At 37.0% G+C, this 21919-nt stretch carries 21 protein-coding genes and 1 pseudogene; 12 read left to right on the top strand and 10 right to left on the bottom strand.

Annotated elements, in window-relative coordinates; all coding sequences use genetic code 11:
• Positions 1 to 97 precede the first annotated feature (97 nt).
• The 5 genes from Q3Y49_RS06005 to Q3Y49_RS05985 form a co-directional block, all read right to left on the bottom strand.
• Positions 98 to 640 (bottom strand): hypothetical protein, encoded by a 543-nt coding sequence (locus tag Q3Y49_RS06005; protein ID WP_303271382.1) that lies wholly within the window; start codon positions 638 to 640, stop codon positions 98 to 100.
• A 253-nt stretch (positions 641 to 893) separates the two neighbouring features.
• Positions 894 to 1292: a hypothetical protein gene (locus Q3Y49_RS06000; RefSeq protein ID WP_303271381.1), complete on the bottom strand. Its 399-nt coding sequence runs from the start codon at positions 1290 to 1292 to the stop codon at positions 894 to 896.
• Between the two features lie 256 nt (positions 1293 to 1548).
• Positions 1549 to 2142, bottom strand: coding sequence for a DNA-3-methyladenine glycosylase I (locus tag Q3Y49_RS05995; protein ID WP_303271380.1), 594 nt, complete (start codon positions 2140 to 2142; stop codon positions 1549 to 1551).
• The gene (locus tag Q3Y49_RS05990) at positions 2132 to 2896 is read right to left on the bottom strand and encodes an SDR family NAD(P)-dependent oxidoreductase (protein WP_303271379.1); all 765 of its coding nucleotides are present in this window, start codon (positions 2894 to 2896) and stop codon (positions 2132 to 2134) included. Before Q3Y49_RS05990 ends, Q3Y49_RS05995 begins: the two co-directional genes overlap by 11 nt.
• A 72-nt stretch (positions 2897 to 2968) precedes the next feature.
• A complete protein-coding gene (locus Q3Y49_RS05985; protein WP_303271378.1) occupies positions 2969 to 3148 on the bottom strand; it encodes a CPXCG motif-containing cysteine-rich protein in 180 nt (59 codons plus the stop codon).
• A 199-nt stretch (positions 3149 to 3347) separates the two neighbouring features.
• Here Q3Y49_RS05985 and Q3Y49_RS05980 point away from each other — a divergent pair, with 199 nt between their 5' ends.
• Positions 3348 to 3899, top strand: coding sequence for a hypothetical protein (locus Q3Y49_RS05980; RefSeq protein ID WP_303271377.1), 552 nt, complete (start codon positions 3348 to 3350; stop codon positions 3897 to 3899).
• 133 nt (positions 3900 to 4032) lie between these two features.
• Here Q3Y49_RS05980 and Q3Y49_RS05975 read toward each other — a convergent pair whose 3' ends face one another.
• Positions 4033 to 4911: a diacylglycerol/lipid kinase family protein gene (locus tag Q3Y49_RS05975; RefSeq protein ID WP_303271376.1), complete on the bottom strand. Its 879-nt coding sequence runs from the start codon at positions 4909 to 4911 to the stop codon at positions 4033 to 4035.
• A gap of 105 nt (positions 4912 to 5016) precedes the next feature.
• On the opposite strand from Q3Y49_RS05975, the gene Q3Y49_RS05970 reads away from it, so the two are divergent.
• Together Q3Y49_RS05970 and Q3Y49_RS05965 are read left to right on the top strand one after the other, a co-directional pair.
• The gene (locus tag Q3Y49_RS05970; protein WP_303271375.1) at positions 5017 to 5940 is read left to right on the top strand and encodes an App1 family protein phosphatidate phosphatase; all 924 of its coding nucleotides are present in this window, start codon (positions 5017 to 5019) and stop codon (positions 5938 to 5940) included.
• A 107-nt stretch (positions 5941 to 6047) separates the two neighbouring features.
• A pseudogene (locus Q3Y49_RS05965) lies at positions 6048 to 6679 on the top strand (peroxiredoxin).
• A gap of 69 nt (positions 6680 to 6748) precedes the next feature.
• Here the strand turns inward: Q3Y49_RS05965 and cysS are convergent.
• A complete protein-coding gene (gene cysS, locus Q3Y49_RS05960) occupies positions 6749 to 8236 on the bottom strand; it encodes a cysteine--tRNA ligase (protein WP_303271374.1) in 1488 nt (495 codons plus the stop codon).
• A 192-nt stretch (positions 8237 to 8428) separates the two neighbouring features.
• On the opposite strand from cysS, the gene rimP reads away from it, so the two are divergent.
• From rimP to Q3Y49_RS05930, 6 genes are all read left to right on the top strand, one after another.
• Positions 8429 to 8902, top strand: a complete 474-nt coding sequence (gene rimP / locus Q3Y49_RS05955; protein ID WP_303271373.1) for a ribosome maturation factor RimP — start codon at positions 8429 to 8431, stop codon at positions 8900 to 8902.
• Position 8903: 1 nt separating this feature from the next.
• On the top strand, positions 8904 to 10145 hold the full coding sequence (gene nusA / locus Q3Y49_RS05950; RefSeq protein ID WP_303271372.1) for a transcription termination factor NusA: 1242 nt from the start codon (positions 8904 to 8906) through the stop codon (positions 10143 to 10145).
• Between the two features lie 51 nt (positions 10146 to 10196).
• A complete protein-coding gene (gene infB, locus Q3Y49_RS05945) occupies positions 10197 to 13193 on the top strand; it encodes a translation initiation factor IF-2 (RefSeq protein WP_303271371.1) in 2997 nt (998 codons plus the stop codon).
• 186 nt (positions 13194 to 13379) lie between these two features.
• A complete protein-coding gene (locus Q3Y49_RS05940) occupies positions 13380 to 13838 on the top strand; it encodes a hypothetical protein (protein ID WP_303271370.1) in 459 nt (152 codons plus the stop codon).
• Between the two features lie 227 nt (positions 13839 to 14065).
• Positions 14066 to 14851: an SH3 domain-containing protein gene (locus Q3Y49_RS05935; RefSeq protein ID WP_303271369.1), complete on the top strand. Its 786-nt coding sequence runs from the start codon at positions 14066 to 14068 to the stop codon at positions 14849 to 14851.
• A gap of 99 nt (positions 14852 to 14950) precedes the next feature.
• On the top strand, positions 14951 to 15430 hold the full coding sequence (locus tag Q3Y49_RS05930; RefSeq protein ID WP_303271368.1) for an SgcJ/EcaC family oxidoreductase: 480 nt from the start codon (positions 14951 to 14953) through the stop codon (positions 15428 to 15430).
• A gap of 15 nt (positions 15431 to 15445) precedes the next feature.
• On the opposite strand, the gene Q3Y49_RS05925 is transcribed toward Q3Y49_RS05930, so the two are convergent.
• On the bottom strand, positions 15446 to 16081 hold the full coding sequence (locus Q3Y49_RS05925; protein WP_303271367.1) for a hypothetical protein: 636 nt from the start codon (positions 16079 to 16081) through the stop codon (positions 15446 to 15448).
• Between the two features lie 283 nt (positions 16082 to 16364).
• On the opposite strand from Q3Y49_RS05925, the gene Q3Y49_RS05920 reads away from it, so the two are divergent.
• The 3 genes from Q3Y49_RS05920 (at position 16365) to Q3Y49_RS05910 (ending at position 20348) form a co-directional block, all read left to right on the top strand.
• Positions 16365 to 16967 carry a WD40/YVTN/BNR-like repeat-containing protein gene (locus Q3Y49_RS05920; protein ID WP_303271366.1) on the top strand — a complete coding sequence of 201 codons (603 nt, stop codon included), beginning with the start codon at positions 16365 to 16367 and terminating at the stop codon, positions 16965 to 16967.
• A 2-nt stretch (positions 16968 to 16969) separates the two neighbouring features.
• Entirely contained in the window at positions 16970 to 19591 is a 2622-nt protein-coding gene (locus Q3Y49_RS05915) for a beta propeller repeat protein (RefSeq protein ID WP_303271365.1), read from the top strand.
• A gap of 184 nt (positions 19592 to 19775) precedes the next feature.
• Positions 19776 to 20348, top strand: a complete 573-nt coding sequence (locus Q3Y49_RS05910; RefSeq protein ID WP_303271364.1) for a class I SAM-dependent methyltransferase — start codon at positions 19776 to 19778, stop codon at positions 20346 to 20348.
• Between the two features lie 9 nt (positions 20349 to 20357).
• Here Q3Y49_RS05910 and Q3Y49_RS05905 read toward each other — a convergent pair whose 3' ends face one another.
• Together Q3Y49_RS05905 and Q3Y49_RS05900 are read right to left on the bottom strand one after the other, a co-directional pair.
• Positions 20358 to 21206: a carboxypeptidase-like regulatory domain-containing protein gene (locus tag Q3Y49_RS05905; protein WP_303271363.1), complete on the bottom strand. Its 849-nt coding sequence runs from the start codon at positions 21204 to 21206 to the stop codon at positions 20358 to 20360.
• A 140-nt stretch (positions 21207 to 21346) separates the two neighbouring features.
• Entirely contained in the window at positions 21347 to 21913 is a 567-nt protein-coding gene (locus Q3Y49_RS05900; protein WP_303271362.1) for a hypothetical protein, read from the bottom strand.
• Between the last annotated feature and the right edge of the window lie 6 nt (positions 21914 to 21919).

Raw genomic sequence — 21919 nt, 5'->3', positions numbered from 1 at the left:
AATAGCCCTTTGTTTTGAGGACTGCAAAGGTAGAAGAATGTTTTTGGAAAACCTAATGCATCAGTGCTTTATGATTTCTATCTACTTTTAAACTCTTTTACAGTTGTCCCGTCATTCTATAAAAATCATATAAACTGACTCGAAAAGCTTCTTTCTGATCCGTGTCAGCAAATAACGGCAACTTTTTATTGTTATGATTCACAAACATTTCTACTTCGTCAGACAGCTTATTGTAAAGCTTGGCAGTGAAAATCATCTCATCTTTACGTTTCTCACCCTCCATTGAAATACTTCCTTCTTCTTCTGAGTCAATAGCCTCCCAATGCACTTGAAAATTTTGTTTATTGAAGCTTTTTGTCATTTCAATTATAGGGTAAACTCTATTGACTCTCCAATTGACTACTAATGAGATATTGACGTAAAACTCCGTGGTATCGGTTTGTCTATCTTCATGCCTATAGATTCGCCATTCGCCTTTTTCCATTACTTCTATATCGTAATTTGATTGGCGCATATTTCTAAAAAATATGTAGGCATCATCAGTGTAATTAAATCTCAGCTTCTCTATTTCTACTTTTTTGGAAGTATTGATTGAGCATGCAAAGATGGAAAGTACAAAAAGTAAAATGAATTTCTTCATGATAAGAGAAACTGAATATTCACTTCTAAGTTTGAGTTCCGATTATTTCTTTGCTCTAAAATATTGTGAGCAGTAGTTTAGTGTTACTTGCAGAATTCAATCTTTTTTCTGCAACCCAAACTTTAATAAGTTGAAAGAGAATTTTAATAATCCAACCAAAAACTCAACGTGTCATTGGGTATTACATATCCAATTTAGAACCTCAGATAAAATCATCCCCAATTTTTCTAGAAAGTTGGGGAAATGACTAAGATCATTGTTCAATTATAAGGGTTTTCACCCTTTTATTTACCTTAGAATAGTAAATATAATCTAAACTTGGGTAGAAACGTTCGTATTTATTTTGAATTAAATTATTGATTTGTGCAATATTTAAGCTACTATCATTATTTATTTCATTTAATACGTACTGTCTTACGAGATTATGATTAGATTCAATTAACCCTACAATAGTTTCTAGAGATATTTCTCGCACTCTCTCATCTGTAATTTTAGGGTCTATCCTCCCTTCTGCCATTTTTAGGATATAAGGCTTCGCTTCATCTTTATAGATTGATAAAAGTGAATCTGTAATTGCGGCAATGTTCTGATCCTGAGCAGAAACCTCTACAGTCAACAAAATAATTATTGGTATAAAAAATAATTTTTTCATAGTACATTTATTTAATTACTATAAACATAAGAACATATTTTTTTACCGCCAAGACTCTATATACCTATTCTAATAAAACAGATAGCAACAGTGGTAGTGATAAGTTTAATAGGTTTTAATTTTTCGAATTATTGTATGTTACATTGTAACATTTATGAGTTTCTATTTCATATCTGCTTTAATAGCCCCAAATTCAATGAATCTCCCCATCCTTGATTGATGTAATGTTATCGCAACCCTTCTCTTTTTACGGTGTTTAAAAACCAAAAAATAATTCCTTATACCGAAAACAACTGGTCAAATGGTCGTTAACCAAACCACAGGCTTGCATATGGGCATACATGATGGTACTCCCTACAAACTTAAAACCCCTTTTCTTTAAATCTTTGCTCAAGGCATCAGATTCAGGAGAATTAGCAGGTGCTTCTTTCATTGATTTTATTTTGTTGACAATAGGCGTATGATTAACAAAAGACCAAATATATTGATCAAAGCTTCCAAACTCTTTCTGTACTTCAAGGAATTTTTGAGCATTGATGACCGCTCCATTAACTTTCAATTTATTGCGGATGATCCCAGCATTCTGTAATAACTCTTCAATTTTAGATTGATCAAACTCTGCTACTTTTTTGGGGTCAAAATCCTCAAAAAGCTTTCTATAATTTTCTCTTTTCTTTAAAACTGTTGCCCAACTCAAGCCCGCTTGAGCTCCTTCCAAGATTAAAAATTCAAAATGCTTTCGATCATCATGAACTGGCACGCCCCACTCTTCATCATGGTATTGAACATATTGGTCAAAACCTAAACACCAGGGGCACCTTTCCTTCTGTTTAGAATTACTAGTGGACATAGCTTCCTGCATTTATATCAATTGTCGTCCCAGTAGCATGGTCCATCATTCCACTCATCATTAGAGCAATGGTAGGGGCAACATCTTTAGGTTCCGTAAGTTTTGTAAGCGCAATATCATTCAATGCATAATCTTCACCATATTGGTTAATAAACTGTTGCGCCATATCCGTTCTTACAAAACCCGGAGCAACCGTAAAGGCTTTAATATTTTGTTTTCCAAAAGCTCTGGCAATGGATTTAGTTAAAGAAACTACAGCTCCCTTAGAAGTAGCATAAGCCAAATAATCAGCCGTATCGCCTCTAAAGGCAGCACGAGAAGAGATATTGACTATTCTGCCCCCCGCTTCCTGTTTTTGGAATTGTACTACGCTTCTTTTACATAGCAAGCCTACTGCATTTACATTCACATCCATGGTTTTGAGCCAATCATCTGTCCATTCTACTGCATTTTTATGGATATCGGACGATAAAGCAATTCCTGCATTATTGACAATGCCATCTAATCTACCATCAAAATATTCTAAAGTCTCACTAAATAGTCGTGCTACTTCCATCGCCCCAGATAGATCTGCTTTAATCAAATGAATGCTCGAACCCAATTCTGCTTTAAGTTTTTGAGCAGATTCCTCATTACGGTTATAATGGGCGACTACATAAGCCCCACATTCCACTAAGGCTCTGGTTATTGCAGCTCCAATCCCTCTGGTGCCACCCGTGACCAATATATGCTGATTTGAACAGTCAATTTTCATAATTACAAGTAGGTTGAGTTTTCTTAAGTCAATTTAGTAAAAAATCTAATGTATTGAAGTGTCAAAATATAATCATTGAGCAGCGTTCGCCTCAAAGTAAATAATCTCCCCCTCCTCTATTTCCAAATTGATTTGCAAAGGGTTGCAACAAACCTCGCAATCTTCCACATAAGACTGATTAGAAATACTTATGTCAACCAACATACTGATTTCCTGAAAACAATGTGGGCACTGAAAGAAATGTTCTAGCATATTTTTTATTTTTGATTATAGTTACTTCTTTAAATCCCAATAGAACGGAAACCTGTCAGGTTTTCACATAAAATTAATGCGATAAGACACCAAAAGTTTAGTTTTGTGATTTTAGTAAACCTGACAGGTTTTGGCTAAGTTCCAAATTTTTACCAAAGTAGAATTATAACAGAATTAAATAATCAACGTTTCGAATGATATGAAAAAATTAAGCTTGACAATCGCCACTATATTTATAGCAATCCAGTTTGCAAACGCCCAAGTGGGAGATAGTTTTCCTGAGATGACTGGAACTAGTCTAACTGATGAAGAAATAACCGTCCCATCCGCAACTCAAGACAAAATGACTCTAATTGGCATTGCTTTTAGCAAAAAAGCGGAAGATGATCTAAAAACATGGTTTCAGCCTATTTGGGAAAGATTTATTAGAGAGGCTGATCCGAATGCTTTAATTCCAGAAATGAAACCGGATGTAAACGTGGTCTTTATTCCAATGTTTACTGGTTTAAAAAGAGGTGCTTCGGGTTCCGCTATAAAGAAAATGCAGAAAGACGTAGATAAGAAATTACACCCCCATGTGATAGTTTATAGCGGAAAAATGGGGGACTATGAAGACCAACTGAATATGACAGAGAAAGACCAGCCCTACTTTTATGTTGTCAATAAAGAAGGTCAAATAATTTATTCAACTGCAGGTAGGTCTTCAATAAAAAAATTAAATGAAGTGGAAGGAATGGTTACAGATTATTAAATAATTCCTAAATATTTTAAGAAGTCAATTGCTAGATTATAAATACCGAAAATAGCAATTGAAATTAAAATCACTGCTATGAACCCCTTTCTGAAAGGGGTTTTTTGGTTACCAGATTTTTCACTTTCCATTATTATGAAATGACTTTGATAGCACCTTTCAATACCTCGGCCTTGACCTCTTTATTGTCACCTTTCAATTCACCATCCACCTGCAGCAGCTCTGCCTCGTGACAATAAATTCTAGCCTCTTCTACTCTATAAATTTCTACATAAGGAGAGTTTTTAATATCCCCAAGGAAAGACTCTAGGGTCAAGGAGAGCAAATCTCTTAAAGGAATTGGCTTAAAAACAACCAATTCAAAAGTGCCATCATCCAACTTGCTGCCTGGATTAATAACAGCACCTGAACCATAGCTGGAAGCATTGGCAAGAACAATCATTTCTGCTTTAATGGTTTGTTGAGTGCCATTAAAATCAATTCTGAATTCATTGGTTTTCTTATCGACAAGCGAGCTAAAAAATGCTTTTGCATAGGCCAACATACCCCTTTCCCCGCTTTCTTCGAATTCTCTGATCATTTTGGCATTAAAACCTAAATCACTCAAATGAAGACAAATGAACTCTTCATTGATCCGGATTGCATCCATAGAAATTGTTTTCCCTCTTAAGATTAGCTCTAAACTTTCTACTACCCCTTCTTCAATTTCTAGTTCATAAGCTAAGCCATTGGCAGATCCTAGTGGAATAATTCCTAATTGAATTTCTGAATTTATAACAATCTGAGCAATTAAATTCACAGTACCATCGCCACCACAAGCCACCAATGTGTCGGCTTTATATTCAGATTGCCTTTCTTTTATTTTTTCTAGATCATTTTGACCCGTTGTATAGAAAACCGCATAATCCTTATTATTTTTAGCACAGAAGCTTTTGATTTGACGTTCCAAATATGATTTATCATTGTCCCCTGATTTGGGATTGATAATAAAAAGTAATTTTTTTGGCTGCATTTAAACTAAAAATTAGAAATTATCCTACGCTCGCTAAATATACGATTTGCACTTTACTTAAAACGACTTTTAGGTATTATTTCTCCTCCTAAAATTGTCCCATTTATGGGCTATGGAAATCATAAGTTGATTTACCTAAAAGGAGGCGTTGTGGAAAATCGCCCAGAATTTGACGCTAAGGCAACGGATAAAAGGAGGAAGAATTTCAGGATCATGCTTTCTCGCTATCTGAGTTCTCCTATTCCCGAAATGAAAGTTCAAATCATATTGGAGGACGAGAGCTTCACAACTCAAACAGATGATTATGGCTATTTCAGTGCTTGGGTTGAGCCCAAAAGAGATTTTGAACCAGGTTGGCACCCTGTTACCTACGTGATCAACAATCAAGGGGGAGAAATTTGTAAGGCAGAAGGAGAGTTTTTGATAGTAGCGAAAGAAGCCCAATTTGGTACCATTTCGGATATAGACGATACCATTTTGGTTTCACATGCCACTCAACTATTCAAGAAATTCAGGCTCATCATGACCAAAAATGCTAAAACCCGTTTGCCCTTTGATGGGGTGGCTGAGTTTTATAAAAAGTTAAAGGGAAATGACAATCCTTTCTTTTATGTCAGCAGTAGCGAATGGAATTTATATGATTTTCTTCAGGATTTTTTCAAAGTCAGAAGTATTCCCAAAGGCCCATTTCTATTGCAAGAATATAAGTCGGGCTTGCGAGACCTGCTTTTTACTGGGGGTGGAAGTCATCAACATAAACAAGAAAAAATTAAAAGACTTATGTTGCTGTTTCCAGATCTGAAATTCATTTTGATTGGTGACAGTGGTCAAAGGGATACTGAAATTTACAGACAGGCGTTGCATGAATTTCCAACCAGGATTTTGGCTGTTTACATTAGAAAAATTGGGAAGAAAGATGAATTTGATCGCGAAACCGCGCAAGAATTCGAAGATAAAGGTGTCCCCTTATTAATGCTGGAGAATACTGAAGAAGCATTGAATCATGCACAGGAAAAAGGGTTTTTTTAGCTTTTTTCAGTGAGTTAAGTAACATTAGTCACTTAATAATTCTTTTCCTCAAACCGATTTTTCAGTCCAGCGTTAAATATGATATATAAATCTAAAAATTTAAAAATATGGGACTTAGAATAGGAGATACCGCACCCAACTTTCAAGCGGATACAACAGAAGGTAAAATAGATTTTCACAATTGGTTAGGTGACAGCTGGGGAATATTATATTCTCACCCGGCCGACTTCACACCGGTATGTACAACTGAGATAGGTAGAACAGCTCAGTTAAAAGAGGAATTTGCAAAGCGAAACACCAAGGTAGCAGTAGTAAGTGTAGATGATGTAAAATCACACAATGAATGGAAAAAAGATGTAAATGAAACGCAAAATACATCGGTAGAATTTCCAATTATTGGGGACGAAAATAGAGTAGTCGCTAATCTTTATGACATGATTCACGAAAACGCATCAGAAACAGCGACTGTTCGCTCTGTGTTTTTTATCGGACCGGATAAAAAAATTAAAGCCAGCATTGTATATCCAGCAAGCACGGGTAGGAATTTCGCTGAGATTTTGAGGGTAATTGACTCTTTACAATTATCAGCAAAATACCCTGTGGCAACTCCTGCGGACTGGACCCTGGAAATGATGTAATTATTGGTTTGGGAGTTAAAGATGAAGAGATTGAGGCTAAATTTCCTAAAGGACACAAAATTATAAAGCCTTACTTAAGAACTACCCCTCAACCTGAATAGAAATCAATTTGGTTTAAAAGTAGAAAAGGCATCCCCTAGCTAGTGGCTGCCTTTTCTGTTTTCATGAAATTATTCTTCATATCCCCAATCTACTCCAGTTTTCAAATCCTTTATGATCAATTTATTAGACTTGAGAATTGCTCTAATCTCATCAACCTGCTTATAATTCTTTTCTGCTTTGGCTTTTTTGTAAACTTCCAATAATGCATCAATAATTGGATCAACAGCAGTTGGCGTCTCTTCCTTTAAGCCCAAGATCTCCTCCATAAATGTTTGATAAGTCTCGGATAATTTTTCAAATGCATCTTGTCCTACTTCACCATATTTCAACTGACCAGTGTGCAGAGAATTAATTTTTTTCAACAATTCAAAAAGCTGTGCAATAGTTTTTGCAGTGTTAAAATCATCATTCATTGATTTATAGCAACCTTCACAAGCTTGGTCTATCTGACTGATTACTTGATCGTTTTTCTTACCCTCATCATTTTGAAAGCTAAGGCTTTTAACGATCTTTAAACCATTTGCCAGCCTTCTATAACCTTTTTGCGCTGCTTTCAAGGCCTCATTACTAAAATCCAAAGTGCTAGAGTAGTGGGTCTGCATCATGAAAAACCGAACCGTCATAGGTGTATACCCCTGCTCGAGCATTTTATGATCTCCCGTTACCAATTGAGTAGGCAAGAATGAGTTCCCTAAAGATTTACTCATTTTTTGACCGTTGACCGTCAGCATATTGGTGTGAATCCAGTAGTTTACTGGCTTTTTGCCATTTGCACCCACAGATTGTGCAATTTCACATTCATGATGAGGGAATTTCAAATCCATTCCGCCTCCGTGGATGTCGAAGGTTTCTCCTAAATATTTGGTACTCATCACCGTACATTCTAAATGCCAACCTGGAAAACCATCACTCCAGGGTGAAGGCCATCGCATGATATGATCATCCGAAGCTTTTTTCCATAAAGCAAAGTCAAGTGGATTCTTTTTGTCATCCTGTCCATCCAGCGTTCTAGTGTTGCTTTGTAAGTCTTCAATTTTTCTTCCACTTAACACTCCATATTCGTGGGCCTCATTGTACTTGGACACATCAAAATAGATTGAGCCATTTTTTTCATATGCCCAGCCATTTTCCAATAGCTTTTTATTGATTTCGATCTGTTCAACTATGTGTCCTGTAGCTGTGGGTTCAATATCTGGTTCCAAAATGTTAAATAAATCCATCACCCTGTGAAACCCATTGGCATATCTTTGGACAATTTCCATAGGTTCTACATTCTCGAGCTTGGCTTTTTTACCGATTTTATCCTCACCATCATCCGCATCATCTACTAAATGCCCTACATCAGTGATGTTTCTAACATAGCGCACCTTATACCCTAAATGACGTAAATAACGATTCATGACATCAAAACTCATAAATGTTCTTACATTTCCCATATGGGCATCACTATAAACCGTAGGGCCACAAACGTACATCCCTACAAAGGGAGGATTGATGGGTTTGAAGATTTCCTTCTGTCTAGTCAGCGAGTTTTGTATCTTTAATTCCTTGTCCATAAGGCAAAATTATAAATAAGATTCTCTTTTTAGGCACAAAAACATGATTGAATTTTGTGTTACATACTAATAATATGTAAATCTGTTCAGCAAGAGTATTTGTTTTGCTCAATTATTTACTCTAAATTTGCAACAAAGTTAGTAAAACAAGGTGACGAGGGGGCTTTTAAGTCCCCTCTTTTTTATCGTAGGATGATAGGTTTAGAGGATAAAGTAAGAGCTTATTTAGAAGAAATAATTGCAGAGCCAGAATATTTTATTGTGGATATTGTGATTAGTGGAAACGATAAATTGAAAATTGTTGTACTACTTGACGGAGATAATGGTATTTCAATTGACTACTGCGCTAGTGTAAGCCGTCAATTGGCACATCGAATGGAGGAAGACGAGCTGTTGGAGAAAGCTTATGTATTGGAGGTTTCTTCACCGGGATTGGATCATCCCTTAGCTAATCAAAGGCAATATTTAAAAAATATTGGTCGGAAAGTTAAGGTGGATACTACAGATGGAAAATCCATTCGAGGAGAACTTTTGGAAGCAAAAGATGACTTTATTCTTGTAAATCAGGAAATAAAGGAAAAAGGTAAAAAGAAAATAAAGTTGGAAGAAACGAAAGTTTCCTTCGAAAATATAGACAAAACAAAAGTCTTGGTTTCATTTAAGTAACATGGACACATTAAATCTAATAGAATCGTTTGCCGATTTTGCAAGGCAAAAAAATATCGACCGTCCAACCATGATTCGCATCCTGGAGGATGTGTTTAAAACCATGATTCGTAAAAAATACGAAACGGACGATAACTTTGATATTATTATAAACGCAGACAAGGGTGACCTTGAGATCTGGCGTTTCCGCGAAATTGTGGATGATAATTCAGAGGATATTTGGGATCATGATAAGATCAGTTTGACTGAAGCTAGGAAAATTGAGCCTGATTTCGAAATCGGTGAAGAAGTTGCCGAAGAGGTAGAATTAGAGCATTTCGGCAGAAGAGCGGTGACTACTGCTCGTCAAACTTTAATTCAAAAGGTAAAAGACCTTGAGAAGGATATTTTATTCAATAAATACAGTGAGCTTGTTGGTGAAATAATCACAGGTGAAGTCTACCAAATTCTCAGTCGCGAGATATTACTGACGGATGCAGAAGGAAATGAGCTTGTATTGCTGAAGTCAGAGCAAATTCCTAAAGATAGATTTAGAAAAGGTGATTCAGTTCGCGCTGTAGTTCATAGGGTAGAGATGCAGAATGGCAATCCAAAAATTGTACTTTCGAGAACATCACCTGTCTTCTTAGAGCGTTTGTTTGAGCAAGAAGTACCTGAAATTTATGATGAAATCATCAATATTAAGAAAATTGTAAGGGAGCCGGGAGAACGGGCGAAAGTTGCAGTTGAATCTTATGATGATAGAATTGATCCCGTTGGTGCTTGTGTGGGAATGAAAGGATCCAGAATTCACAGTATAGTTCGTGAATTGCAAAACGAAAATATTGACGTAATTAATTTTACTGAAAACATGGAGCTTTATATTCAGCGTGCTTTGAGCCCTGCAAAATTAAGTTCTATGAAAATTGATGAAGAGAATAAACGAGTTTCTGTATATTTGAAGCCTGATCAGGTCTCTTTAGCAATTGGTAAGGGAGGTCAAAACATCAAATTGGCAAGTAAATTAGTAGGCATGGAAATAGATGTATTCCGTGAATTAACTGATGCTGAAGAGGAAGATGTGTTGATTGATGAATTCAATGACGTACTGGAAGATTGGGTTATTGAAGAATTGAAGAAAGTAGGTCTTGACACTGCCAAAAGAGTGTTGGAATTAGGAAGAGAAGAGTTGGTTAGAATGACTGACTTAGAAGAAGAAACAATTGACGAAATATTTAAAATATTCAGTCAGGAATTTGAGTAATCATTTTTATTACTCAGGTTCAATAATTTTTTAGGAGAATACAAAGCATTTATGTCAGAAGAAAAAATGATGCGACTCAGCCTTGCGGCAAGAAAATTGAATGTAGGTTTATCTACAATCACGGAATTCTTGGGTAAAAAAGGTTATGAGGTTGATAGTAAACCAAACTCAAAAATTTCAGAAGAGCAATTTGGAATGCTCGCTAAAGAGTTTGCCTCCTCTGCTCAAGAGAAGGAGGAAGCATCCAGCCTGTCTATTGGTAAAAAGCATAATAGCAATGTAGTCATCGATTCTGATGCTGACAATGCTGATGACAGAAATGACGATGAAGATAAAGTCCTGATTAAAAATGCAGGTGAGTCTAAAGAAAAACCCTCTTCTGAACAGAAGAAAACAGAGGAAGATACTTCTAGCAAAAAAGAAGAAACAAAGGATGACGTCTATAAGTCTGAAAGCGCCAAATTATCTGGACCTAAAGTTTTAGGAAAAATTGATTTAGACGAACACAAGAAAGGGAAGAAGCAAGATTCTCCAAAACCCGCAGATCAATCTAAAAAAGAAGAAGAACCTGTAGCGGAAAAGAAAAAAGCTGAAGAAGCGCCAAAGGGGAAAGTTGAGGAGAAAGAAGAGAAAAAAGACGAGGCTGCCAAGCCTAAAGAAGGCAATGTAGAAGCCAAAAAAGAGGAAGCTCCTAAGGCTGAAAAACCAAAAGAAGAAGAGAAGACGGAGGAAAAAGCTAAAGCTGAACCGAAGAAAGAGGAAGCACCGAAAGCTGAAAAATCAGATGAGGAGAAGAAAGCTGAGAAACTTCCTTTAAAAGAAGAAAAACCAGCAGATTCTACTATTGCTGCAAGAGCAGATTCTTTGAAAGGATTGACCGTTTTAGGTAAGATTGATTTACCTAAAGAAAAGGAAAGAAAAGGAAAGAAAGGTGTTAAACCGGTTGCTTCATCTGATGATAAAAAAGAAGCAAGAAGAGGAAAACGACCAAGAAAAAGGATTGCAGGCAAACCTCAAGATTCAAAGCCTGGAGGTACACCGGGTCAAAGTAGAGGACCAGGTCAGCAAGGACCAAATAGAGGTGGAGGAAATGATAGAAACAGAGGTAGAAAAGGAAGAGTAGAAAAAGCCGAGCCTACTGAAAAGGAAATTCAAGAGCAAATCAAACAAACCATGGCCCGCTTGAGCGGCAAAACGCCAGGTGCTAGTGGTAATCGCTCAAAATATAGAAAAGAAAAGCGTCAAACTCAGGCTGATAAAAGAGAAGATGACTTGCAACAGCAAGAACAAGATTCCAAGTTGTTAAAAACAACTGAATTTATTTCAGCTAATGACTTAGCATCTTTAATGGATGTAAGCGTAAATGATGTGATTGCTAAATGTATGAATCTGGGAATTTTCGCATCCATTAACCAACGGTTAGATGCTGAAACAATTACCATTATTGCAGATGAGTTTGGCTTTGATGTGAAATTCACTGAAGCAGATGATGAAACTGAGGTAATTGAAGAACAAGATGCTCCTGAAGATTTAAAAGATAGAGCCCCTATTGTTACGATTATGGGTCACGTTGACCACGGTAAAACTTCACTATTGGATTTTATTCGTGAATCAAAAGTAACTGCTGGTGAGGCTGGTGGAATAACTCAGCATATTGGTGCTTATGATGTGATGACTGAGTCTGGCAAAAAAGTAGCCTTCTTGGATACGCCAGGTCACGAGGCATTTACAGCGATGCGGGCAAGAGGTGCTAAAATCACTGATGTTGCAATTATTGTAATTGCAGCAGACGATGCCGTGATGCCTCAAACAAAAGAAGCAATCAATCACGCACAGGTTGCAGGAGTTCCAATGGTGATTGCCATCAATAAAGTGGATAAGCCGAATTCCAATCCTGATAAGATTAAAGAACAATTATCGGCCATAAACATTCTAGTAGAAGACTGGGGTGGTAAATATCAGTGCCAAGAAGTATCGGCAAAAACTGGTGCAGGTGTGGAAGACTTACTTGAAAAAGTATTATTAGAAGCAGAAGTATTGGAGCTAAAAGCAAATGCTAAAAAATCTGCTGTAGGTACAGTTGTTGAAGCTGAACTTGATAAAGGTAGAGGGTATGTTACCACTATTATGGTGCAGGCAGGTACATTGAAAGTTGGTGATGTATTGTTGGCTGGTGCTCATTATGGTAAAGTGAAAGCCATGTTTGACCACAAAGGACAGAAAGTTAGTGAGGCAGGTCCTTCTACTCCTGTGCTTATGCTAGGTTTGGATGGAGCACCGCAAGCAGGAGATCGTTTTAATGTAATGGACAGCGATCGTGAAGCAAGAGATATTGCTAACAAAAGAGAGCAAATCCAGAGAGAGCAAAGTATGCGAACTAAGAAGCATATTACGCTTGATGAGATTGGTCGTAGATTGGCAATTGGTTCATTTAAGGAATTAAATGTAATCATCAAAGGTGATGTGGATGGTTCTATTGAAGCCTTATCCGATTCCCTACTGAAGCTATCTACTGAGGAAATTCAGGTGAACATAATCCATAAAGCAGTGGGTCCAATTTCAGAATCGGATGTATTGCTCGCTTCAGCTTCTGATGCTATTATTTTAGGTTTCCAAGTGAGGCCTTCACAAAATGCGCGAAGATTAGCTGATAATGAAGAAATAGAAATCAGATTATACTCTATTATCTATGATGCTATTAATGAGTTAAAAGATGCGATGGAAGGTATGTTGGCACCAACTACTGAAGAAATCATCACCGGTAATATTGAAGTTAGAGAAATATTCAAAATATCCAAAATAGGTACTGTTGCTGGTTGTATGGTAACTGACGGCTATGTTAAACGTAATAATAAAATCAGATTGATCCGTGAAGGTATCGTGAAATACGAAGGTGAGATTGATCAATTAAAACGTTTCAAAGATGATGTTCAGGAAGTGAAGAAAGGATATGAATGTGGTATCAGCATCAAAGGTTATAATGATATTAAAGAAGGAGATGTAATTGAAGGTTTCGAAGAAAGAGAAGTAAAAAGGACTTTGAAGTAAACTCAAAGTTAAACCATAAAATTTAAAGCCGATTAGATGAAAATTTAATCGGCTTTTTTGTTGAATACTTACCATCTCCAAGAGCCCTTAAATTCTCCAAAGAACTTATTATTCTTAATTTATTAGTTGTTATCTTTAATAAATTTAATTAAGTTTATTTTATGTTTAACCAAAATTTAAAACCTTATGAAGTCCCTATTCAAAAATTTTGCATTTGCTTTTTTTCTAACCGTCACTTTTGCTTCTTGCGATTTGGGAAATGAATTTGACAAAACGAGCAAATCCGATTTCAATTTTTCACCAAGCTGCCAAAGTAATCCTGATATTACTGTATTAAGTCCAAACTGGGATTCTAATAACAGAACTTGCCCAGCTACAAATCTTGAATTACAGGTTAGTGGTGGAAATGCACCCTATAGCTGGCAAATTAGTGGTGCTACTATAACCAGACAGGCCGGAGAGTATATTTACATCAAAACAAGTTCCTTTTCTGGTCAAACTTATTTATCCTTCACTGTTACTGATAATTGCAACAATAGCTATACTTTAAGTGGTACTGCAAACGGTAGCTATGGTGGATGTAACAATTTCTGTGATCAATATCCAAACTCCCCTTTTTGTGAGGATAATGGTCAGGCTTTATAAAGGGTCTGGCATTTGTTGAGTTAGTTTATCCACTTGCGGAAAGCAAAATCTAATTTATTAAGCCTGTGAGCCCTTCTTCGCAGGCTTAATTTAGTAACTATAATCTAGACCTGTGTCTACTTCCTAGCAATCAAATCCGCTCAAAATTATTCATTCGTTTTTTTTCATAGCCTTTAAAAATCAATTACATTAGTTCTAATTTTTAAAAACCAAAATATTACAAAAAAATGAAAAACCACTACTATGTTTTTGCTTGCGCAATATTAACAATGGGATTGATGTCTTGCTCAGGAAATGAAACAAAAAACACAGAAGAAACTACAGTTCAAGAAGAAAAACCAGTAGAGATGGTCGATGCAGTCAGCATTTGGGATGGGATTTCTGTTCGTGAGGAACCTAATTCAGAAGGTAAATGGGTATCTTCCATCAGTCTGGGAGAAAAAATAAAGCTCACTGGACATACTGCTGTAGACTCCTCTGAGAAGAACAGAGAATATGTCGAAATAAGATTAGGTGATGATAAGCAAGGCTGGGTTGTGAGTGATTTTGTTGAGGAAGGAACTGCTGTTACTGCTTTAAAAGATGTTCAAGTATACAAACGTCCAGATCTATTGACTAAAACTGATAATAGTTTCAAACCAATGGATGTGATGGCTTTAATTGACACACGTGATGAGTGGGTTGAGGTAAAAGGCAAAAGCCAAGGTGAAACCTGGTTTTGGTCCGGTTGGGTAAAACGGACTGATTTATCAGACAATGAAGTAGACATTGCAGTGGCAGTCTATGCTCAAAAAGCTTTTGAAATAGAAGATGAAGAGAAAAGAAGTAATGCCATTCAAGAAATTATAGAAAATGAGTCATTTATTTCCTCTCAGTTTATGGTGGATTTAAAAAACGAACTTAATAAGCTTCAAACTCAGGGTGATGAATTAATAGATGAACCCATAGAAGAGGTCGACAGCGTTGAAGTAGATGAAGAGGTGGAAAATCCTGAAGAAGCAATTAGTGAGTAATTAGAAAAAGTAGAAATTAATTAAAATAGCCATTCCTCGAGTGGCTATTTTTGTTTCCTGCCGGTTTAGTTCTATTAAAGAGAAGGCTCGCTAACCTACATGGCCAATTCATCTAAAATAAGAATATTTGAACCCGAAGAAATCCCCAAAACATTCGTCAAAGCCTGGAATCTAAAAGATGCCAAAATGCTAGCTTCCATTTTTGATGAAGATGCAGAGTTTATCAATGTGACCGGATTATGGTGGCACGATAGAGAATTTATATTTAAAGCTCATGATTACGGCTTGATAGTCATTTTTAAAGGTTCAGCATTATCTTTAAGAAAGCTGAAAGTCAAATATCTATCTGATAAAATAGCAGTAGTAAATGCCCGGATTCATTTAGAAGGCCAAACAGATATTGAAGATAAAAAAGCAAAAGCTAGAAATACCATTTTTACATTTGTGTTACACCAAAGCGAGGATGGCAAATGGAGCTGTGCCTCAGCTCAAAATACTGATATCGTTCCTGGCAAGGAAACGCATTTCATTGATGAAGGTGGGAATATGGAGGCAGTTGATTATCAGGCATCTACTTGAAGTAAATATTCTGACTTAAAAATCATAGCCAGCGATTAATAATATTGAATGGTTGTTAATCCCTATTCTACCATCTCTACTTGGCGTTACAAGTAAAGCGTTGTAAAAATCAAAACCCGTAAATACGTCAAGGCCTATACTCATTCCCATGACAAGATTTTGCTTAAATCCTGCTATAATACCATATTCCATTTGTGACGATAATAAATCTACGTTTTTATTCGTTGCCCACTGTCTTACCATAAAGCCAGCCGCAATGGAGCTACTGGAACTTAATAAATATTGAAAATTAATAGGAAATTCAAATGCGAGATGTCTTTGAATAGCCGTTTCATCTAATCTGTGCAAAGGATAACCTCTTCCATAATAATAAATTCCATCAAGCAGTGACTCGCTTTTATCACGGTAAAACAAATTAAGCCCTAATCCTATCCTAATTCTATCATTGATGATAGGCCTAGTGATCATACCACCTAAGCGAATGGCGGTAGCGGGGTAATTCTCCGTGTGATAACCCGTCACATTAAATGCAGTTAGTCCTACCCCGATCTTACCTTCGAATTGATAAGGCTTTTTTGTCTCTGGTTCCGCTTGTGCATTAATGATAATCGGGAAGCACAAGAAAAAAATAAATACTAAGCTGGTTTTCATAGGTTCAAGTTTTAATCTTATTTACTTTAAGTTAACTGTTTCCTGATACAGAAATTGTCAATCGATCACTATTTATCTTATAATTAAAACGTAACTATTTCTGGCTAAAGCTTTCAATTTCTAGTTCAAGCGTCAACTTGCACCATTAAACATATTCAAACCATTCTCAATCCCTCAAGTAAATTTTGGCATTATTTCAAATCACAAATCAACCCTTAAAGTAAAAGCTACTTGCATTTAAAACTTCCTATTGCGAGATTAATGGAAATTAAACATTCGCGATATGAGGAAATCATTTATAAAACAATGGATTTTTACTTTGCTTGCTTTGGGTTGTTATTTTACAGCCTCAGCACAAGAATTAGATTTAAAAAAATTGAAAGGCATTGATGTCCGCAGCATCGGACCTGCCGGAATGAGTGGGCGTATAACGGCTATAGATGTGGTGCATGATAATCCACAAGTGATGTATGTAGGATCCGCTTCTGGTGGACTATGGAAATCAGAAAGTGGTGGGGTTGACTGGAAACCGATATTTGATGACCAACAAATCCTCTCTATTGGAGCTGTAGCTATCCAACAAGATAATCCCGATGTGATTTGGGTTGGAACCGGAGAAGGAAATCCTAGAAACAGTTCAAACGGAGGTTATGGATTATATAAATCACTTGATGGCGGAAAAAGCTGGAAGTTGATGGGCTTGGAGAAAACCCGTAATATCCACAGAATTAGAATTGATCCTAAAAATCCTAACACAGTGTTTGTAGGGGCGATAGGTTCGCCTTGGGGTGAGCATCCTGAAAGAGGCGTTTATAAAACTACCGATGGAGGCAAAAGTGGAACAAAAGTCTTTTTGTTGATAATAAAACCGGAGTTGCGGAATTGATTATGGATCCAAATAATCCGAATAAGCTATTCGCGGCTATGTGGGAACATAGAAGAAAGCCTTGGACTTTCACATCCGGTGGGCCTGGATCTGGATTATATATGACCGTAGATGGCGGAGAAAATTGGAAGGAATTAACGGAGGAAGATGGTTTACCAAAAGGTGACTTAGGAAGAATAGGTTTAGCCATTTCAGCTGCTGATTCTAAAACTGTTTATGCCTTAGTGGAATCTAAAAAGAATGCCCTTTACAAATCAACGGATGGCGGTTACAAATGGAAAATGATCAATTCCGACATGGGAGAAATCGGAAATCGTCCTTTCTATTATGCCGAATTGTATACTGATCCCTCCAATGAAAACAGAGTTTATACAATCTTCACTTATGTAAATGTAAGTGAGGATGGCGGGAAGTCATTTAAAGAATTAATGCCTGCATACGGTACTGAAGTTGGTGTACACCCTGATCACCACGCATGGTATATACATCCAAATAAGCCGGATATGATGCTTGATGGAAATGATGGGGGATTAAACATCACCTATGATGGAGGGAAAACCTGGAGATTTGTGCAAAATTTACCTGTTGGTCAGTTCTACCACATTAATGTAGATAATGATTATCCGTACAATGTGTATGGCGGAATGCAAGATAATGGTAGTTGGATCGGCCCGGCTTACGTTTGGAAATCTCAGGGTATTCGAAACTCATACTTCCAGGAACTAGCATTTGGAGATGGTTTCGATGTAATGCCAGACCCTGACAATTCGAGATATGGATTTGCTCAATCGCAACAAGGTTTTGTAGTTCGCTATGATAGAGAAACAGGTAACAATCAAATTGTAAGACCCACACATCCTGATAAAGATGTATTGTTAAGATTCAATTGGAATGCGGCCATAGCCCAAAATCCATTTGATAATAGTTCTGTTTATTTTGGTAGTCAGTTTTTACATAAAACCACAGATAAAGGACAAACATGGGAAATCATTTCACCGGATTTGACCACTGATGATCCTGAAAAACAAAAACAATTTGAAAGTGGTGGTTTAACGTATGATGCTACAGGTGCCGAAAATAATACAACGATTACCGCTATTGCACCATCATCTCTAAAAGAAGAAGTAATTTGGGTAGGAACAGATGACGGCAATATTCAATTGACCCAAGATGGCGGAGAAAGCTGGACAAAAGTAAGCTCCAAAATCAAAGACTTTCCTGCGGAATCATGGGTCGCGCAAATTCAAGCTTCAACCTACAGTGCTGGAGAGGCATTTGTGGTAGTGAATAATTACAGAAATTTCGACTTCAAGCCGTATTTATTTCACACCACTAATTATGGTAAGAGTTGGACTAATTTAACCTCTGGAGATGATGTTTGGACTTATACTTTGAGTGTAGTACAAGATCCTGAAGAACCCAATTTGATGTTCTTAGGGACAGATGGCGGTTTATATTTCAGTGTCAATAAAGGACAAAACTGGCAAAAATGGACCAATGATTATCCGAATGTTCCAACTCGGGATATGGTGATTCATCCACGTGAGCATGATTTAGTCATTGGTACTTTCGGAAGAGCTATTTATGTAATGGACGATATCAGGCCATTAAGAGCATTAGCGACAGAAGGAAAAGGCATCTTAGATCAGTCTTTAAAATTGTTTACTCCGCCAACTGCCTATCAAGCGGTTAATCAGCAACCCAGCGGATCTCGCTTTGGTGCGAATGCGCTATTCAATGGCGAAAACAGAAATTCTAATGCAATGATTACTTACTTGATCAACAAACCGGAGCAAAAAGAAGGAGAAAAAGATAAGAAAGAACAAGAGGAGGAAGATGACAAAGATAAAGTAAAATACGATTCTCTTCATCTTAAAATCTATAATATGGAAGGTGAGGTAATCCGTACTTTAAGAGAGAAAGCGCCAAAGGAAAATGGCCTACATCGCATGTACTGGAGAATGAATGAAGCTTCCAGTCGACCTGCTAGCAGGAGGTTAACTAAAGAGGATGCTGAAGAAGTAGGTCGAATTGATGTATTACCGGGTACCTATAAACTAGTTTTGCATCTCGGAGAACAGAAGGACTCAACTGAATTAGAGGTCGAGTTTGATCCGAGATTAGAAGTTTCTGAATCTGATTTGCAAGCGCGTTATGATTTCCTAAAATCGATTGACCAAATGCAAGCTGTAGCCTATGATGCCAGCCAAAGAGTACTGGAAGCAAAGGAAACGGTAGATCATTACATTAACTGGATGAAACAGAAGGACAAGGATGCTTTCAAGGAACAGATAAAAGCAAGTAATGCCATTAAAGATTCATTGGAAGTATTATTTGAGCCATTTGTAGGGGAAGACTTTAGCGAAAAGCAAGGGATCATCAGAACACCAATTCCAGCTATAGATGACAGAATCGGACAAGCTTTCGCTTATGCAGCTGATAGCTTTGACCGACCAGGTGATACCCAAAAGCGATTGAAGCAACAAGCTGAAGAAGCCCTTAAACCTGCTATTGATGCACTTAATAAATTCTTTGCTGAGGATTGGAAAGCCTATCAGGAAAGCATTGGCGAATTAGACCTTTCCCTTTTTAAGGAATATCAGGCTATCGAAGTAAAAGAATAAATTACATTTTAGTATGATGGGAAAGCCTGTGGTGGAGACGCTGCAGGTTTTTTTTGTGCCTTACGATTTGAAATTATTTTACTACATTTATGATAGCAGTTCCTATACAGTCACACCTTAAAACTCATTATAATTTTTTAGGCGGTAGGTGGACATAAAGCCTGTCATATGCTAAGTTTAAATTATGAAATCTATGGTCGCCTACGATGAATATTATCAAACTGAAAACCTGTTCGGAGATCCATATCCTGAACTGCTAGAATTTTTGTCTCATTATCCGAAAAAGGGGAAAGTACTGGATTTAGGTTGCGGGCAAGGAAGGGATGCAATAGCCATTGCTCGAATGGGTTATGATGTAACTGGAATAGATCATTCCAAGGTTGGAATTGATCAAATGAACCAAATTGCCAAAGTCAAAAACCTACCCTTGAGAGGAAAAGTAGGAGATATCTTTTCTTATGATGAGTATCAAAACTATGATATTATTTTACTCGACAGCATGTTTCATTTTGCTAAGAAGGACAAGGCAAAAGAGATTGCATTAGTTCAGAAAATCGTTTCTCAGATCCGAACAGAAAGCTTGATCATATTCTGCATCCAAGACAGTGGGGAAAAAGTTAGCATTCTAAATAAAGCGATTGATTTTCAAGCTAAGTTAAGGAGGTTAGCAGATCAGAAATTTGTCTATACTTTTAAGGACCGGGAAAGCGGACATGAATCTGAAACAAAGTATCGTATGATAGCAGTGGAAAAGTGACTTTGTGATCTAATATTCAACTGTAACAGTCATTCCTGGGCTAACAATTCCGATCTTTTCCCAGGAGTCTTGACTGACTGACCGGACAAACAGATCATTGCCAAAGAATGAGGCAGAGAATGTCAATCCATCCTTTCCGCCCAGATCCTCTATCCACTCCAAGGAAATTACAAAGTTGTCTCGGGCTATGATATTGTAGTCTTCCAAGTCAATTTCCAAAACACCCTCTTGGGCATCGCTTTCAATAATGATGTTTTCTTTTAGGAGCGATTTACCAGGTAATCCATCTTCTAAATCGTACATATTAAGTCTGAATTTCAGGTGATCAAAATTGTTATTTGCAATGGATACGCTAAACTTTCTAATAAATGTAGGACTTCGCTTTATCTTTACTAATATTCCGACCTCGTTACCTAGCTTGTTGGAACTAAAGCCCGCAACTATACTTTTTGAAGTGGTTTTATTTCCCAGGACCTTCTTTTTCAATCTTCTATTGGTCACAACGACCTCGTCAAGTTCCGTGATTTCAGGAGACAAATACAGGATCGACTTGCCTTGCAGTATTTTTTTGAAGTCCTTTACCACAATGTTTTTGGCTTCGTAACCTATACTTGAAATTCGTAGCGTATCTGTAGCATAAGACTCGTTGAGCTCGAGACTAAACTTTCCTTCAAAAGTAGAAACAGTTCCAACTCCCTTTTTCACGATACCGATATTTACATAAGGAAGAGGCTCTTCAGTAGTTTTATCTTTTATGATCCCAGAATATATATTTTGGCTTACTGCGGGTGTGGAAAAACTGAGGGTGAATAATAGTGAGCAGAAAAAGGCACTGATAAAAGATTTATAGGTTTTCAAGTTCTTAAATTTACGATTCATTAAAAGTAGAACAAAAATACTTTCAGAACCACACGGAATAGTAATATTTAAAAATTAAAGTCAAAAAAAAGCAGCAACCCTTTAGAATCACTGCTAGTCTAACCAAAATATAGTTACGCCTATTCAATTACCACATCAAAAGTAGCTTGAATGTCTGTCTCTCCGCCTGCATTGCTCGGATCACCATTTGTAACTCCAGCTGCTGATTTGTCCGGCTCATGTCGTAAAATCACAACTAGTTGACCATCGCTAGCCTCACCAGTTGAAAAAATAGTAGCTAAACCAATGGGGTCTCCATTTCCATCTGCATCATCATATGCAAACTCAATGTTTAAGCCATTACTTTTTTGGAAGAAGAATTGGTGCTCTTCATCCTCTTCTATGATCTCTGCTGTGATGTCTTCGTTTTCTTCATCATTTCTAACTTCAATAGATACGTTGTAGTCAGTGTCTGCAGCTAATGTGCCATTGGTATAAACGGGCTCTATTGGGCCATCGCCATCTTCATCAAAAACTGAAAATACTACATCACTGCCTCCGGCTACTGGGGTGAAGGTCATTTCCAAAGTCGTAATTAACTCCTCCTCATTTTCTGGTTCCGGATCTTCAGTGTTACATCGTGAAAATAGCAATACGGCTACGAGCAGTAACATACTTCTTAAAATACTCAGTGTTTGGGTTTTCATTGTTGA

This window comes from Marivirga harenae (assembly GCF_030534335.1).
GTDB lineage: Bacteria > Bacteroidota > Bacteroidia > Cytophagales > Cyclobacteriaceae > Marivirga > Marivirga harenae.
This window is presented reverse-complemented; position numbering and strand designations above follow the sequence as displayed.